This window comes from Pseudoflavitalea sp. G-6-1-2 (genome assembly GCF_012927185.1).
Taxonomy (GTDB): Bacteria; Bacteroidota; Bacteroidia; order Chitinophagales; family Chitinophagaceae; genus Pseudobacter.
On sequence record NZ_JABBGB010000002.1, the window covers coordinates 89,061 to 105,653 of the forward strand.

Sequence of the window (16,593 nt, forward strand, 5' to 3'; positions counted from 1 at the left end):
ATAGTGATACTTGCAAATTGCAAGTTAAAGAAATCATAATGAAGAAACTGAAACGCCGTTCCGATTGCCCCACCAGCAATACCCTCGATCTGCTGGGTGATAAATGGACATTCCTCCTGCTGCGGGATATGTTCTTTCAGGATAAAAGCCGGTATGGACAGTTTCTTACTTCCGATGAGAAGATCGCCACCAATATTCTGGCGGACAGACTGGAATTAATGGAAGAACATGGATTGGTAAAAACAAAGGTCTGTGCAGAGAACAAATCGCACAACGAATACATCCCTACTGCCAAAGCAGTGGATCTTTTGCCGATACTCGCCGAAATGATGATCTGGGGAAGCAAATATTTCGACAAGACCATTACTATCCCAACAGATCTGCTGAAGAAATTGAAACGCGATAAAGAAGGCACGCTGAAGGAGTACGCCGCTAAATTCAGGAAGTGAATGTGCTGTGAATGATATCGGAAATGCATTACAGATTGCTACTTCTTTTCAGAGCGGCATCGAAACTGCCGGTAACGTTTGCTTTGCCAATGGCAAAGAGCAATCTTGATCTTCGGAGTTCATCCATTACATGCTGATTGGTAATTTCTGAGAGTATCAATTTCGTTTTTCTCTTTTTACAATCTTTCAGTGCATCTTTTAACGCCTTGATGCCGGAGGCATCGATGAGCGGCACCTGTTTCATGCGAAGAATAAGCACTCTGGGCGGTTTTTCGATCTGCCGGAGCGCCTCCGTGAATTTGTACACTGCTCCAAAAAACAGTGGACCCTCGATCTCAAAAACTTCTACATCCATAGGCAAGTTGCGACTCTCCGTTGATTGACCGGTTTGCTTTACACTCAATACTTCGGTTTGTTTTACAAGGTTCTTCACAAAAAAAATCAGCGCAAGTATCATTCCTGTTTCGATAGCCACTGTAAGATCGATAAGAACAGTTAAACCAAATGAAGCGAGTAATACCGTTACATCACCCGCAGATCCTTTGAGGATGGATCTGAAGTGTTGCCATTCACTCATATTGTATGCTACTATTATTAGAATGCCTGCGAGTGTTGCCATTGGTACCAGCGCGGCCCATTTGCCCAGGAACAGCAGTATCAACAGCAGTGTGATGGCATGTATTATACCTGCAACGGGTGTCTGGGCTCCATTTTTAATATTGGTGGCAGTTCTCGCAATTGCTCCTGTGGCCGGTATTCCACCAAACAGCGATGAAAAAATATTGGCGGCGCCCTGTGCTATAAGTTCTGTGTTGGAATGATGCCTCTTGCCCGTCATGCCATCGGCAACTACTGCTGACAGTAATGATTCTATTGCTCCCAGCAGTGCAATGGCAATAGCCGGCTGAAAGAGTTTTCTGATGGTGTCCAGATCAGGAATAGAAAAATGGGGAGCAGGAAAAGCTGAACTGATCTGTCCAAATCTGTCTGCAATGGTTTCTACGGGAAGATGCAGCCAATGCACAAGCATGGTTGTAATCAGCAGTGCTATCAGTGAACCGGGAATTTTATGTGTAATGCGCGGCCAGAAGATCAGCAGTAATATGGTGAACAGTGCAAGTGCAACGCTATACCCGTTTATGGTTGCTATATGTGAAATGTATGCATGCAATCTGCCGGTGAGGTCGCCAGGGATTCTTTCAATTTTCAATCCCAGCACATCATTTACCTGAGTGAGTGCAATAATAAGTGCAATGCCGCTGGTAAATCCTACGATTAGCGGATATGGAATGAAACGGATTACGGTGCCCAGTTTTGCCATCCCCATCAATATCAGCAAAATGCCCGCAATGAATGTTGCCGTAATCAGGCCACTCAAACCATATTGCTGAACAATGCCTGCAACTATTACTACAAATGCACCGGTTGGTCCGCCTATCTGCACCGTGCTTCCTCCCATTGCTGAAATTATGAAACCTGCTATGATAGCTGTAATGATGCCGGTTTGAGGCGATACACCGGATGCAATTCCAAACGCAATGGCGAGTGGCAATGCTACAATGCCTACTATCAACCCTGCCTGCAGATCTTTATAGAAAACCGGCAAACTGTAATTTTTCAATGCATCTGGTAGCGCCGGATAGAAATACTTTTCTTTTCGCATAAAGGGGGTGATGCATAGTTAGTAAACAATTAACCCAGCCGGACAGCACTGCACTGTTTTCAAGGGAGCGAATACGTCTGCAGACTGTCCGGACTCAGGTTATGGACGGTTCTAAATACACGGGAGTGGCTATAGAGTATAGGGGCTTCTTATTGTCTGATCCAGAATTTCAGCAATCCCTGTTCGTGCCATTCCTGCAATTTGAATGTGGGAGGAATTTCATCGTCCCAACTGCAGTACGTGGCAATTCTTACACCGGGTTGCAACACACTCAGCTCGTTGTAGAGATAGTGTGTGTAGTAATCATAGAGCTCTTTTGAAAACTCTATGCTCTCATCGATCCGGTATGCACCGGGAATATTTTCAAAGAAAGCATTGTAGAAGAAGAAGCCATCAAAACTGCCGAGATCGAGCTGTGTGAAATTCTTATGCAGGAAAGTGATGTTGGGCAATCCCAGATCATGTTTCAGCGCTTCTGCCCTTTCGATGAGACTGGCCCTTTGTTCTACGCCGTAGAAATGAGCATCGGATTTGTAAGAGGCGGCTGCAAGACAGAATTTTCCTATCCCGCTTCCGATATCGAGTATCTTCAGATTTTCGCGATGCGCCAGAAACTCAACTGATTTTCTGATAATGCGAAGCGGGGCCCAATGCACTTCGTTCAGTTCTGACGAAAGATCGGGAACCAGGCTGCAAAATTTGGTTTCAGAGCTAAAACACCCATCGCCACTGCCGGATTTAGTATTTTTGGCGAGTTTCATGCTGCAAAGCTATTGGCGATAGCGCTTACCTGAAACGCATATTTATCACCGGGAAAAGTGATTTATTTCACCTTTTCCTATTTATTTATTGCATATGAGTATCAGAGAAATCTTTCCTATCGATAAATGGGATTTCAAAAGTGAATCCATTCTCGCAAATCTGCCCGAGGAAGATTTTGCATTGCTCACTGCGCATGAGGTGGTAAATTCTTACGCAAAAGGTGAGATCATTTTCAGAGAGAACTTCTACCCTACCGGCATCTTCTACATCCGTGCGGGAAAAGTGAAGAAATTCAAACGGCTCGATTCGCGTGGTGAGCAGATCATCTACGTGGCCAATGCCGGTGAACTGGTAGGCTATCATGCCATACTTTCCGAAGAAAGGTATCCGGATTCGGCCTCTGCGCTGGAAGCCTGTGTTATCAGCTTCATTCCGAAGGAAGATTTTCTCGCAGCCATTCAGCAATCCAATATTCTCAAGGGACGATTACTGAAAACACTCAGCCACGAATTTGCAGTACTGGCCAACGGCATGGCGCTTTTTGCTCAAAGAACAGTGCGGGAGCGACTGGCTTTGCAACTGATAGTGCTGAGAGAAAAATATAAGCAGGATTTTCAACCGGGCATGCAGGTAGAAATAGATATGTCGAGAGAAGACCTGGCCAATCTGGTGGGAACTGCCAGAGAGAATATCATCCGAACCCTGTCTGAATTCAAGTCAGCCGGCATGCTGGCTACCAAAGGAAGCAAAATCATCATCTACGATATTAAGAAACTGATCGAGCTGGCGAATTACAAATAAGGTTCAGCTTGAACTGCGGACTATCAGTTGCGTTTTCAGCACCTTGATCATGCTTTTCCATTCGTTCACGTCGCGCTTCATCTGATCGATCAGCATTTGCGTGGCTACCTTGCCTATTTCTTTCACCGGTTGGGCAACGGTGGTGAGCGCCGGTTCAATCAATCCCGATACAAAATCATTGCTGAAGCCCACCACTGCTACATCTCCGGGGATGCGCAGTCCTGCTTTTTTGATGGCGAGAATGGTTTCGATAGCGGTAGGATCGTTCACTGCGAAGATGGCATCGGGTCTGTTTGGAAGACTCAACAAGTGGTTCACATAGATCTTCACTTTCTCTACATTCAGGTCGTAGTGAATGATCAGTTCTTCATCGATTGGGATATCGTGCTTTTTCAATGCAGCCTTGTAGCCATTGAGACGGCGTGCGGAGATCACCAGTGAAGGCGGGCCTGCAATATGTGCGATGCGTTTATGCCCGCGGAGAATCAGGTGTTCCACTGCATGGAAGGCGCCATCATAATCGTCTACTATCACTTTGGGAACATTCATTTCGTCGCAAACCCTGTTGAAGAAAACGATGGGAATTCCTTTACGCTGAAATACTTTGAGATGGTCGAAGTTCTTTGTTTCGCGGGTGATGGAGATCAGCACACCATCTACCTGATTGGCGAGCATCACTTTTGTATTGGCTACTTCTGTTTCGTAGGTTTCGTTACTCTGACAGATCACAGTGTTGTATCCCGCTCTGGTAGCCACTTCCTGCACTTCCATGATTATCTGCGGAAAGAAAGAGCTCATGAATTCGGGAACAATGATGCCGATGGTATTTGTTTTGTGTGTAATGAGACTGATGGCATGCATGTTCCGTTGGTAGTCGGACTGTGCTGCATATTCCAGCACCGCTTCGCGGGTCTGTTCGCTAACGCTCTTATGTCCGGTCAATGCCCTGGACACTGTGGACTTCGACAGATTGAGAGCCTTCGCAATATCGATGATGGTAACCTGACGCCTTTTCAATTTTCAGATTTGGCACAAGTAACGAATTAATGCGCATTCGTGGGAACATTCCCGTAAAATGGGAATGTTCCCACGGAAATTTTAATGCTTTTTTCTTGCTGGAGAGCGTAAACTTCAAAAGATTTGGATCTGCAAACCTTAAATCTTTTCCTGTAACAGGCATTTTATTCATAGTCTGAAAACTTTTCAACCAAAAGTCTACGATTGCCGATGTGCTTTTATCCAAAACTGAATCACATCGTTGTTTATTAAAGTTGACCCCATATGAAAAAACGATTTGCGGCCCCTGCTTCCGGTCTATTTCTGCTCGTCTGCCTGCTGGTGACTGCCGCGGGTGTGAGGGCACAGGAAAATGCTCCGCGTTATTCAAAAACAGTTACAGGCCTTATCACCAATGCGAAAGGCGAGCCCATCGATGGTGCTTCCGTTCAGGTGAAAGGAAAAAAATGGGGAGCCATCGCCAATACCAATGGCGTGTACAATCTGGTGATCCCCGACTCCATCAATGTGATGCTGATTTTCTCAGCCACCAATTACCTCAGCAAAGAGATCCGTTTACCTGCTCAGCAATCGGTGATGAATGCAAAGCTCGAAGAAACTGCACAATCCCTCGAAGATGTGGTAGTGATCGGCTACGGCACCGTGAAGAAGAAAGATGTTACCGGTGCAGTTGCAACGGCGAACATGGCTGATCTGAAGAAAGCGCCCGTGAACAATTTCGCGGAAGCCCTTGCAGGCCGCATTTCAGGCGTGCAGGTGAGTTCTTCCGACGGACAACCGGGCAGTGAACTGCAGATCATCATCCGTGGCAACAACTCTGTAACGCAGGATAACTCTCCGCTGTACGTGATCGATGGTTTTCCGGTAGAGACCGCTTCGGCCAATCTGATAAATCCTGAAGAGATCGAGTCGATCGAAACTTTGAAAGATGCGTCTGCCACCGCCATCTACGGTGCGCGTGGCGCCAATGGTGTTATCATCATCACCACTAAAAAAGGAAAGATCGGCGCTCCCGTGATTACTTACGATGGCTGGGTGGGCATGCATCAGAACATCAAAAAGCAGGAGCTGATGAGCCCTTACGAATATGTGAAGATGCAGCTCGAAATGAGTCCCGTACTGAACACGCCCATCTTTCTGAACAATGGGAAAACACTCGACTCCTACAAAGATGTGAAAGGCGCCGACTGGCAGGACCTGATCTTCCGCAATGGTCTCGTTCACAGTCATAGTCTGGCTGTACGTGGCGGAACCGACAAAACGCGTTACTCGCTTTCAGGATCACTGCTCGATCAGGAAGGAATGATCATCAACAGCGGGTTCAGGCGTTACCAGGGCAGGTTCTCCATCGATCAGACCATCAATACCAAACTCAAAGCAGGTGTGAATATCAACTACACTGCTTACAAAAGATATGGAACCATCGCTGCTGAATCTCAGGGCAGTCCTACTGCCACTATGATGTACAGCGTGTGGGGATACAGACCGGTAACCGGCGATTCGGAAAGCAGTCTCGAAGACCTGCTCTTCGATCCCAGTGTAGATCCGAATACAGATTTCAGGATCAATCCGGTGCTGAGTACCAAAAACGAATACAATCCGCTATTCAACAATACGCTGATCATAAATGCCTATGTTGATTACAAACTCAGCAAATACCTGAGTTTCCGTGCAACCGGTGGTGTTACCAAAACGCAGATCCGCCGCGAGATCTTCAATAATTCATCCACACGCGGCGGGCATCCGCGCAATAATCAGGGAGTGAATGGAACCATCACCAATACAGATCTTACCAATCTGCTGAACGAAAACACACTTACGTATAACCGAAGATTCAATAAAGATCATAACCTGAATGTACTGGCTGGATTTACCGTGCAGGACATCACCGGAAATATCAATGGATTCACTGCCATGCAGGTGCCTACCGAAGCGCTCGGCATTAAAGGTTTGGGACAGGGAATCGTAACCGTATCTCCTACCTACGCACCTGCCAGTGGATTGCTGAGCTATCTGGGAAGGATCAATTACGGTTTTAAATCGAAATACCTGCTCACGCTGAGTTTCCGTGCAGACGGATCTTCAAAATTCCCAAGGGACAATCGCTGGGCATATTTCCCCTCCGGTGCATTTGCATGGAGACTGGTGGATGAGAAATTCATGAAGCAGTTCGATTGGCTCTCCGATGCAAAAGTTCGTGTAGGCTATGGTACCACCGGCAATAACCGCGTGAATGACTTCTCTGCATGGTCTTCGCTGGAGATCAATCCCACTTCGGGTTACAGCTATGGCAATGCGCCTGGTCAGGGTATGGTGCCGGTGAATCTCGGCAACGACAAACTGAAATGGGAAACCACTACGCAATCCAATATCGGACTGGATCTCGGTTTCTTCAACAACAGAATAATGCTCACCACCGACTACTATTACAAGAAAACCAGCGACCTGCTGCTGAATGCAACGCTTGCTCCGTCACAAGGGTTTCTCACCGGTTATAAAAATGTAGGAAAGGTGTCGAACGAAGGCATAGAGTTTACACTCAATACAAAGAATATTCAGACTAAGAATTTCAGCTGGAGCTCCGGTTTCAACATAGCTTTCAACCGCAACAAAGTACTTGCACTGAACGATGGCGAATCGAGCCTTGCAACAAGAGTAACCTGGGGTAATTTCAATTCTGCGTTTCCCTATATCGCAGTACCCGGAAATCCGATCGCACTTTTCTATGGCATGCTCTTCGACGGCGTGTATCAGTACAGCGATTTCGACAAAACATCTGCCGGCACATATGTGCTGAAAGCAGGCATCACAGACAATGGACTTGCACGCGATAAAGTGCAGCCTGGTTCCATCAAATTCAGAGACCTCAACGGCGATAACCACATCGATGATAAAGACCTTACCATTATCGGCAACCCCAACCCTATTCACTTCGGAGGCTTCACCAACAATTTCGCCTGGAAGAATTTCGACCTCAATGTATTCTTCCAGTGGAGTTATGGAAACGATCTGCTGAATGCCAACCGGATTGAATTTGAAGGCGGTGATCCCACCACGAGGAACCTGCTCAATATGTTCAAATCGTTTGAGCAAAGATGGACTCCCGAAAATCAAACCAACGACCTGTACAGGGTTGGTGGACAGGGCCCCGCTTATTATTCATCACGCACTATCGAAGATGGCTCTTACCTGCGACTGAAAACAGTTTCGTTGGGATACAATCTCCCGGACAAAACCATGAAACGCTGGAAGATGAAATCGCTGCGACTCTATTTCGCTGCGCAGAATCTGATCACCTGGACCAACTACTCAGGCATCGACCCTGAAGTGAATACCAGACCCGGAGCGCTCACTCCCGGATTCGACTTCTCACCTTATCCAAGAACACGCACATTGACCTTCGGCCTGAATGCTGCTTTTTAAATCATGATTAACTACATTAACATGAAACGATTTCTTTTGCTGTTGACAATTACTGCTGCTCTTGGTACATCCTGCAGTAAAGTATTGAATAAAGACCCCGACTTTGTTTCTCCTGAAAACTATTACAATAATGAGGCTGACCTCATGAAAGCGCTGAACGGCGTGTACAACCGTCTGATAGATAATTTTGGCCGTGCCTATGGCCGCGGACTCTTCAGCACGCTGGTGATGAACGATGAATCTTTTTACAGAGGCCTTACCGGCAACGATGTTCGCGTAATGGTATTCGATGCGGGTCACCTCGATATCGGCAGACTCTGGGAAGTGCTCTACGAAGGCATCAACCGCGCCAACATGCTGCTCGAAAATGTACACAAGGCAAAGATGGATGAAGTGCAACGCAACGCCATCAAAGGCGAAGCTCTCTTTCTGCGTGCATACTTCTATTACCTGCTGGCCGATATGTATGGATCGGTTCCGTTGAAACTCTATTCAACCAAATCTCCTACCGACGAAAACCTGCCAGCAGCGCCACTCACCGAGATTTTTGCTCAGATTGTAAAGGATATGAAAGAAGCAGAAACGCTCGTAAATGAGATCAGCTATTTTTCACACAACGAAAGAATATCCAAAACCGCTGTACAGGCGATACTGGCAAGAGTATACCTGAAAATGGCGGGTGAACCGATGCGCGATATCGACAGATACAAAGATGCATTGGAATACTGCAACAAAGTGATCGCTTCAGGTAAACATTCCCTCAACCCCGATTTCAAACAGATCTTCATCAATCACTCTAAAAATATCAACGAGAGCAAAGAGTGCATCTGGGAAATAGGCATGTTCGGAAACAAGATCGGCAATTTCGATCTGGCAGGTTCTGTAGGTGTGGAGAATGGCATCGAGTGCCCAAGTGAAGCAATCGGATGGTCGAGCGGCGGTATGAAGATCACAGCAAAACTGTACAATCTCTTCGGCACCAAAGACACTGCCCGCCGAGATTGGAGCATCGCTACCTATCGTTATGTTACCTCAGGCACCAATACTGTAAAAACCAACTGGACGGCTGCACAGATCTACGATCGCAATCCCGGCAAATGGCGCAGGGAATACGAAACAGAAGCGAAGGCAAGACAGTACAACTCCACAAACTTCCCTGTTATCCGTTATTCGGATGTATTGCTGATGAAAGCAGAAGCAGAGAATGAAGTGAACCAGGCGCCCAATGCAGAAGCCATGGATGCCATCAACAAAGTGAGAAGACGTGCATTCGGCAAACCGGTAGATGTTCCCAATGCAGATGCGGACCTTCCGGCGATCACCGATAAAGTGGCTTTCCTCACGGAGATTCAGAACGAGCGCCTGCGCGAGCTTTGCTTCGAAGGCCTCCGCAAGCACGATCTGATCCGCTGGGGTATTTACGTTACCACCATGAATAACCTCGCAAATGACATTACGGCAACTGCACCTGCAGCTTACAAATATGCAGCCACAACCGGCAACAACACTACTGCAAGGCATGTGCTCTTCCCTATTCCGGTGAATGAGATCACCATCAATAAACATATCAAACAAAACCCAGGGTATTGATTGTGCACCTCAAATTATCATTCATGAAAAGATATTCCTTATATATTCCGATGCTGGCACTGCTCGCTGTTTCATGTGCTAAAGTGAAAGTGCCGAAAGCCGATCTCACTGTAACTACTTCTTCGCTTACTTACAAAGCAGGAGATACTGTTACGTTTCAATTTGCCGGCAATCCGGATAACATCACTTTCTATTCAGGAGAAGTCGGACGCAATTATGATTACAGAACGCGCACCAAAGCAGATAACAGTCTCCAGATAGATTTCAAAAGTTTCGTATCGTTCAGCCCCATTTATCAGAATCTGCAACTGATGGTATCCAACAATTTCAATGGAACAGTGGATGCGGCCAATGTGAGTGCAGCTACCTGGACGGATATCAGCCAGCTCGCTACTTTCTCTGCCGGTGCCGACAATGTTGCATCCGGAGTAATAGATCTCCGGCCATATCTCGGCAATGCAGAAACGCCGAATGTGTATGTTGCTTTCAGGTACACCGAGCCGGCGCGGACAACTGGCCAGAACCGTTGGGTGATCCGCAGTTTCAATGCAGACCTGGTTACACCCGAAGGGCAACTGACCAATCTCGCACAGATGGCAACAGGTGGATGGAAGTCTGTGGACTTCAAGAATCCTGCTGCGGTATGGACCATCACCAGCGCGCAGTTGCTGATGTATGGCGGGGCAGGAAATGTTGCGGAGAACGAAGACTGGGTGATCTCCAAACCGCTTGTGGTAAGCAAAAGCATTCAGCCCGATGCCGGCCTTGCACTGAAAAATATCAGCAAGACAATGAGCAGCTACCAGCACGTTTACAAAACACCTGGCACATACAAAGCTGTATTTGTATCATCTGCCATTCGATACAACGGAGAAAACAGTCAAACACAGGAACTCACTTTCACTATTACGCCCTGATTCATGAACCGATTGTTACATATCGCTGGTTTAGCACTGATCTGTGGAATGCCCTGCATTGCAAATGCACAACTGCGTTTGAAAAACAATGCACTCGATTTGCAGTGGAAGCGCGCAACTGATGGCCTGAAACTCAGCAGTATTGCGGTTTCCGGAGCGCAGGGCTGGCAGCAGCTGGCTGCTCCTTCCGGAGCCTACACTTTGCTGTACTCGAAAGAAAAACCTGCTACTGATGCCGTTCCTGTATTGGATGCAAAAGGCGCAGCAGTAGATTTTCCTGAACAGCATTACCGCTACCTCACTCCCATCTGGAAACAGGCTACGTCCCCTGTTGAAATGAATATTGCCGGCGAGGCCATCCGGTTTTTTCCTTCATCGGTGGAAGAAGCTCCCGGCCGCCTGATCTTTGCACAGGAAGAAAAGCTGGCCAGCATTCGCTCGCAATGGGAGTTCGATAAAGTGTATGCCAACGATATCAAAGTAAACATTACGGTAAGAGCGAAGCGGGATGGATATTTTTCCATGAGCAGTCCTACCCTTGCAGTGCTGAATAAAAATAATTTCAACTGGGCTTCAGTGCCGGGCGTGTTGCAGGGAAATGCCATTGAGCCATCGTTCATCAATGCGTTTGCATATGGACAAGGCATTCCCGATAAACCGGTGGTTTTACGCGAAAGAACAGCCTCTACATTGAGTCCGCTCGTAACAACAAAAGAGAATATCACTCTTGCTGTAATTCCTGATCCGGGTATCGCGCGCGATCCATGGGCCAGCAATGAAAAGTCTATCGGTGACTGGTTTTTAGGGCTTTCATTGATGAACAGGAATGCAGAACTGATGCCCACCATTTATCATCCGGTATTGGGTGAAAAGAAATCTTTCCTGAAAGCCGGCGACAGCATCGTTTTTTCATTTCGCTATACAATCCGCAATGGCAGCTGGTTTCCGGTATTCAAACATGCCGTGAATGATGTGTATCGATTTGCTGATGCACTGGCATTGAAACAAACGAAACAATCGCTCACCAGCAGATTGCTGGGCATGCACCGGTATGTGATCGACGACAGCTTATCAAAATGGAGAACCGAAGCATACAAAGGCATTACCATCGGTGCGCAGGATTATCTCGGAGGTGTTTACAACTCAGATAAAGATGCGATGAAAAATGCCGACTATGGCGCCATGTGGATGCTGAGCAAGATCACTGAAGATACGGTACTGCAATCCACAAGGCTGCCTTATGCGCGCAATTTCAAACTGATGCAGCAGAACACTGGCAAGGGTTTCTTTCATGGGGCCGCTGCCGGGCAATACTATCTCTTCCGCAGCAAACGCTTCACAGAAGAATGGGGAGATTATTCCGAACCTATTGCCCTCACCTACTATATGATTGCCGATATGGGCAATATACTGCTCTTTCAGCCGAATGATACCGCGCTGAAATCAGCCTTCCGCGAAGCGGCAGATCGACTGCTTCATTGGATGCAACCCAACGGACAATGGCAGGTAGCTTACGACAATCATACTGCAAAACCCATGTTCACTGAAGTGCAGGACCTGCGTCCCACATTCTACGGCATGCTGGTAGCATACAATATTCTGGGTGATGTGAAATACAAAGCCGCTGCATGCAAAGGCGCAGACTGGTTCATCAAAAATGCAGTGGAGCGCGGCCGTTTTCTCGGCACTTGCGGAGATGCAAGGTTTGTTCCTGATTTCGCTACAGGCCAGAGTGTGCAGGCTTTGATGGATCTCTATGCAGCCACAAAAGATGCGAGATATAAAAACGCAGCTATCGCTACGGCTAAGATCTACACCACTTCTGTGTACACGCATCCGATACCGGACAGAACAAAAAAAATGGTGAACGGCATTGCGCGTGAAGACTGGGAGATCGCGCAGGCTGGATTGAGTTTCGAACATGGCGGCACACTTGGATCGGCCAATCATCGTGGCCCAATCTTACTTGCGAGCCATGCAGGCATGTTCATCAGAATGTTTGCAATAACTAAAGACTCCATCTTCCTGAATATGGCGCGGGCAGCGGCTTTGGGCAGAGATGCATTCGTTGATTCCGCTACTTCTGTTGCAAGCTATTACTGGGATGCGATGAATAAAGGTGCTGGTCCGTATCCGCATCATGCCTGGTGGCAGGTAGGCTGGATCACAGATTATCTGTTGGCTGAAATAAGCCTGCGATCTGGAAATGGCATTGAATTTCCGCGTGGATTCATCACGCCCAAAGTAGGTCCGCATCAAAGCTATGGATTCAAAGAAGGAACTGTCTATGGCACGAAGGCGTCGCTGTTGCTGAAAGAAAACATGCTGCATATTAATGATCCGTATATCGATCATTTTGCAGCGATCGATACAAAAAACCGGAAACTCTTTCTGATGCTGCTGAACAATGATGATGAAAAGCGCAGCATTTCAGTACAACTCGATCCTGCTCATGTGCTCAACAATAAGAGTATTCAACTGCTGAAAGTATTATCCAGAAAGGATTCCCGGCATACAACACCAATGAATAATTTCGGCAGCTGGTCACTGAACATCCCTGCTTACGGATTGCAGGTGATAGAAATAAATTACAGGTAATGACAAGATGGTTGACGATACTGTTGATGATTATCAGCTGCAATGCATTTGCCCAGCGCTATCTGGTAGAAGCAGAAACATTCCAGTTCCAGGGAGGATGGTTCACGGAAAAATCTGCCAGCTGCCTCGGCAATACCATGTTGCGGGTGCAGGGCGGTAAAGGCGCTGCCGATGCATTAACTGTGATAGAAGTGGCCGGAGGCCGCTACGCAGTATGGGTAAGATCTGCTGACTTCAAAGAAAAACAAGGCACACGTTTGCTCAGATTGTCGGTTGATGAACAACCAATGGAAGAAGCCGGCAGGCATGGTGTGGAAGGATTTGCCTGGGAAAAAGTCGGCACTGTTATGCTGGAGCGCAAACAGGTACTACTTCGCCTGCGCGATTCCAGAAAGAATTTTGCACGCTGCGATGCAGTGCTGCTCACTGCAGATACGGCCATCGATCCCAATAATCAAACATTTGCAGAACTGGCAAAATTCCGCACTGCACCTGTAAAGATGCAGGCGGCAAATGCAGTAACACCGGCTGTTTCGCCTTATCTGGTTATCCCTTCTGGTGCTCCTGTTATTGCCGAGATAAAAAATGAAAAGCTCCGCATGCGTTTCGTGAAAGGCGGTGCAAACAAAACCGCCATTGTGGCGAAAACCGAATACTATGCCGACGGTGAATGGCGCAGCGTGAACAGCTTCTACGAAGATCATAAAGTATACCTGCTGAGTGCCCAGGACCCTGCAATTACATTCGGCAATTTCTTTCCATCGTGGAATGGATCGAAGGGTAAGAGTTACATTATGCACGATGGAAAGAAGATTGAAATGCAGGAACCCGAAGCCCTGCTGAATCCTTTTCTATCGGGAGATTTGAGTGAAGCGATTCCCGTAGAAGCCATCAAACTGAATGATAGTTCGATTGAAGTAAAATATATCACCAGTGATCATTCCGTGATCACCGGCATCTGGTCTCTCGGAAAAAATGCCGGGCATGTAACAGTGCAGCTGCAATGTATGCCTGCAAAATCAGGTTATTACAGCATGGCATTGGCGGCATTCCAGGCAATGGATGCAGCGCGCGTAACCAATGTGCAGCTGCCGCCGATGTTTCAGTACAAACGAATTTCCCCGTACCCCGTGATGCTCGCATCATCGATGATGCAGCAGCCTGTTGCCATTACTGAAACAAAGGTTGGCAGCGGGCTGCTTTCTACTTTCATTAGTGGTGAAGCAAACAGCTTTTCGGCTGATTGGGGAATGTCAGAATCATCGCCGATGGGCTTTGCCATCAAAAATGAATCGAACAAGGTGCAACCCGTAGCATTCGCTCCTGTACTGGGTTTGAAGAACTCGAAGAAATCAGCAGGACAATCATTTTCCCAGACATTTGCCATCGGCGTTATACCCGCAGGATGGGAAAATGCATTGGAGTATATTTCAGAACAGGTATACAAAGTACGCGATTACAGAAAACAATCGCAGGGCAGTCTCACCGATGGCCTCTTCAATATGATCGACCTAGTGAAGAATGATGATGCCGCAGGCTGGGACAACAGCATGAAAGGCTTCTACGATATCGAAGCAGACCCCGGCAGTTCTCCCACTGTTGCGCATGCAGCTCCGCTGGCGATGCTGTCGACTGCTGCCATTACACGCGATGAAGATTTCTACCTCAAACGTAGTTTGCCTACCATCGAGTACACGCTTTCAAGAAGTGGTTATCGTTGGGCTAAAGCCATCGTTCCATCTGCGTACAATAATTCTGAAAAGACATTGCTGCTGAATCCTTTCAATTCGCAGTTCACCACTGCTTATTACGAAGGATTGAATCGTTTCACTGAAGGCGCCAATCCATGGATCAGTAAAATTGCATTGCCCGATAACAAGATCAGAACTGCATTGGGCTATTCGGTGAATATCCCGGCATGGGTGCAGGAACTGGCTGCATACAAACTCACGAACAACAGCAGCTGGCTGAACAGCGCCATTGCAAATGCAGATCGGTTCATCACTACTCAAGTGAACAGCAATACCATCACGCCCATGGGCAAGGGTGCATTCTACAATGCCAACTTCTATGCGTACTGGTGGGATCTGCCTGATCTCTATGAGGCAACCAACGACAGCAAATACCTGCGGGCAGCGGAGTACAGTGCGTTTCAGACGATAGCTGGCATACGTTCAGTTCCGCAGGTGCAGGACAGTTTGCAGAAAATCCATCCTGGAAACAAATACGAAGGAAACAATAGTTTGTGGTGGAAGAATAAAGAGAAATTCAGACTGGGCTTCCCACGTAAGTCCGGTGATGCGCCGGAGAAGCATGTTGCAGCGCAACTTGTAAGCCCTGTTGGGCTGGGGTTTGAGCAGCCTTTCACTTACTTTGAACCGGATAAGACGGTGCGTCCGGTTTTCATGAGCAGCTGGGCCCCTCACCTGTTGCGACTCTACCAATTCACCAATCGGGAAATCTTTCAGACATACGCGCGTAATGCAGTGATCGGAAGATTTACCAACTATCCCGGCTACTATGCCACCGGCTACACAGACATCACTATGCAGCCCGATTTTCCGTACAAAGGGCCTGATGTAAGTTCGATCTACTACCATCATATTCCTGCACACCTTGCCTTCAGCTGGGATTACCTGATCACCGAAGCTATTCAGCGTTCAGGAAAGGCCATCAGCTTTCCTTACAGCAAACAGGATGGATTTGTATGGTTCACCAACCGCATGTACGGAGCAGGCAAAGGAACTATTAATGAGGATAAGAATGCACGGCTTTGGATGAAACGTGGATTGATCGAATTGAATACCCCCGAAGTGAATTACATAACTGCCATTTCGGACGATAAATTCTATGTGATACTGTTGAGCGAATCTAACACTGCATTGCCGGTAACTGTGAAACTGAGTAAAGAAACCGGCGTAGCCGTAAATGCACCGGTTCAAATAAATGCAGGAGGAAAATCAAAAACGGTGAAGTCTGCGCTGAACAATCATGAATTGTCTGTATCCCTTTCTGGTAAAGGCATTTCAATGATTGCCATTCCCTTGGAAAAGAAAAATGCATTCACCGCTATCACTCCTGTGAAAGATGGAATGAAAGTGATTGATGCCGGAGCACCATGGGGCAAGGTTTTCCTTTTCAGGATCAGATCGCCTTTCGGTTGGGATTCTGTGTACGGATTTGCAGAAACAGCGCCGCTCGCCAATGCATCGGTGACTATCAGCTGCAACCAGCAGACACAAACAAAAAATGAATATCCATTTGAATGGAGTTTTTATAAACTGAAACCAGAGGAAAAAGCGGAAGTGAAACTCCGGTTTACATCAGGTGATCAGGTGAAAGAAGAAACAATTGTTCTGGAAGGAAATTAATA

At 47.2% G+C, this 16,593-nt stretch carries 10 protein-coding genes; 7 read left to right on the top strand and 3 right to left on the bottom strand.

Going from position 1 to position 16,593, the window contains the following annotated elements:
* Nucleotides 1-38 precede the first annotated feature (38 nt).
* Nucleotides 39-449: a helix-turn-helix domain-containing protein gene (locus HHL16_RS10115; RefSeq protein ID WP_169425092.1), complete on the top strand. Its 411-nt coding sequence runs from the start codon at nt 39-41 to the stop codon at nt 447-449.
* 28 nt (nt 450-477) lie between these two features.
* Here the strand turns inward: HHL16_RS10115 and HHL16_RS10120 are convergent, their stop codons facing one another.
* The gene (locus HHL16_RS10120; RefSeq protein WP_169425093.1) at nt 478-2,112 is read right to left on the bottom strand and encodes a SulP family inorganic anion transporter; all 1,635 of its coding nucleotides are present in this window, start codon (nt 2,110-2,112) and stop codon (nt 478-480) included.
* 149 nt (nt 2,113-2,261) lie between these two features.
* Nucleotides 2,262-2,873 carry a class I SAM-dependent methyltransferase gene (locus HHL16_RS10125; RefSeq protein ID WP_169425094.1) on the bottom strand — a complete coding sequence of 204 codons (612 nt, stop codon included), beginning with the start codon at nt 2,871-2,873 and terminating at the stop codon, nt 2,262-2,264.
* 94 nt (nt 2,874-2,967) lie between these two features.
* On the opposite strand from HHL16_RS10125, the gene HHL16_RS10130 reads away from it, so the two are divergent.
* Complete coding sequence (locus tag HHL16_RS10130; RefSeq protein WP_169425095.1) at nt 2,968-3,675, top strand: Crp/Fnr family transcriptional regulator; 708 nt, start codon at nt 2,968-2,970, stop codon at nt 3,673-3,675.
* 3 nt (nt 3,676-3,678) lie between these two features.
* On the opposite strand, the gene HHL16_RS10135 is transcribed toward HHL16_RS10130, so the two are convergent.
* Nucleotides 3,679-4,692 carry a LacI family DNA-binding transcriptional regulator gene (locus HHL16_RS10135; RefSeq protein ID WP_169425096.1) on the bottom strand — a complete coding sequence of 338 codons (1,014 nt, stop codon included), beginning with the start codon at nt 4,690-4,692 and terminating at the stop codon, nt 3,679-3,681.
* A gap of 264 nt (nt 4,693-4,956) precedes the next feature.
* Here HHL16_RS10135 and HHL16_RS10140 point away from each other — a divergent pair, with 264 nt between their 5' ends.
* Genes HHL16_RS10140 through HHL16_RS10160 form a run of 5 tightly spaced genes read left to right on the top strand, consistent with a single transcriptional unit; the run spans nt 4,957 to nt 16,591 of the window.
* On the top strand, nt 4,957-8,115 hold the full coding sequence (locus tag HHL16_RS10140) for a TonB-dependent receptor (protein ID WP_169425097.1): 3,159 nt from the start codon (nt 4,957-4,959) through the stop codon (nt 8,113-8,115).
* A gap of 21 nt (nt 8,116-8,136) precedes the next feature.
* A complete protein-coding gene (locus HHL16_RS10145; RefSeq protein ID WP_169425098.1) occupies nt 8,137-9,705 on the top strand; it encodes a RagB/SusD family nutrient uptake outer membrane protein in 1,569 nt (522 codons plus the stop codon).
* A gap of 23 nt (nt 9,706-9,728) precedes the next feature.
* Entirely contained in the window at nt 9,729-10,622 is an 894-nt protein-coding gene (locus HHL16_RS10150) for a DUF5017 domain-containing protein (RefSeq protein ID WP_169425099.1), read from the top strand.
* A 3-nt stretch (nt 10,623-10,625) separates the two neighbouring features.
* A complete protein-coding gene (locus HHL16_RS10155; protein ID WP_240966085.1) occupies nt 10,626-13,220 on the top strand; it encodes a glycerophosphoryl diester phosphodiesterase in 2,595 nt (864 codons plus the stop codon).
* Nucleotides 13,220-16,591: a hypothetical protein gene (locus HHL16_RS10160; protein WP_169425100.1), complete on the top strand. Its 3,372-nt coding sequence runs from the start codon at nt 13,220-13,222 to the stop codon at nt 16,589-16,591. Before HHL16_RS10155 ends, HHL16_RS10160 begins: the two co-directional genes overlap by 1 nt.
* Nucleotides 16,592-16,593 lie beyond the last annotated feature (2 nt).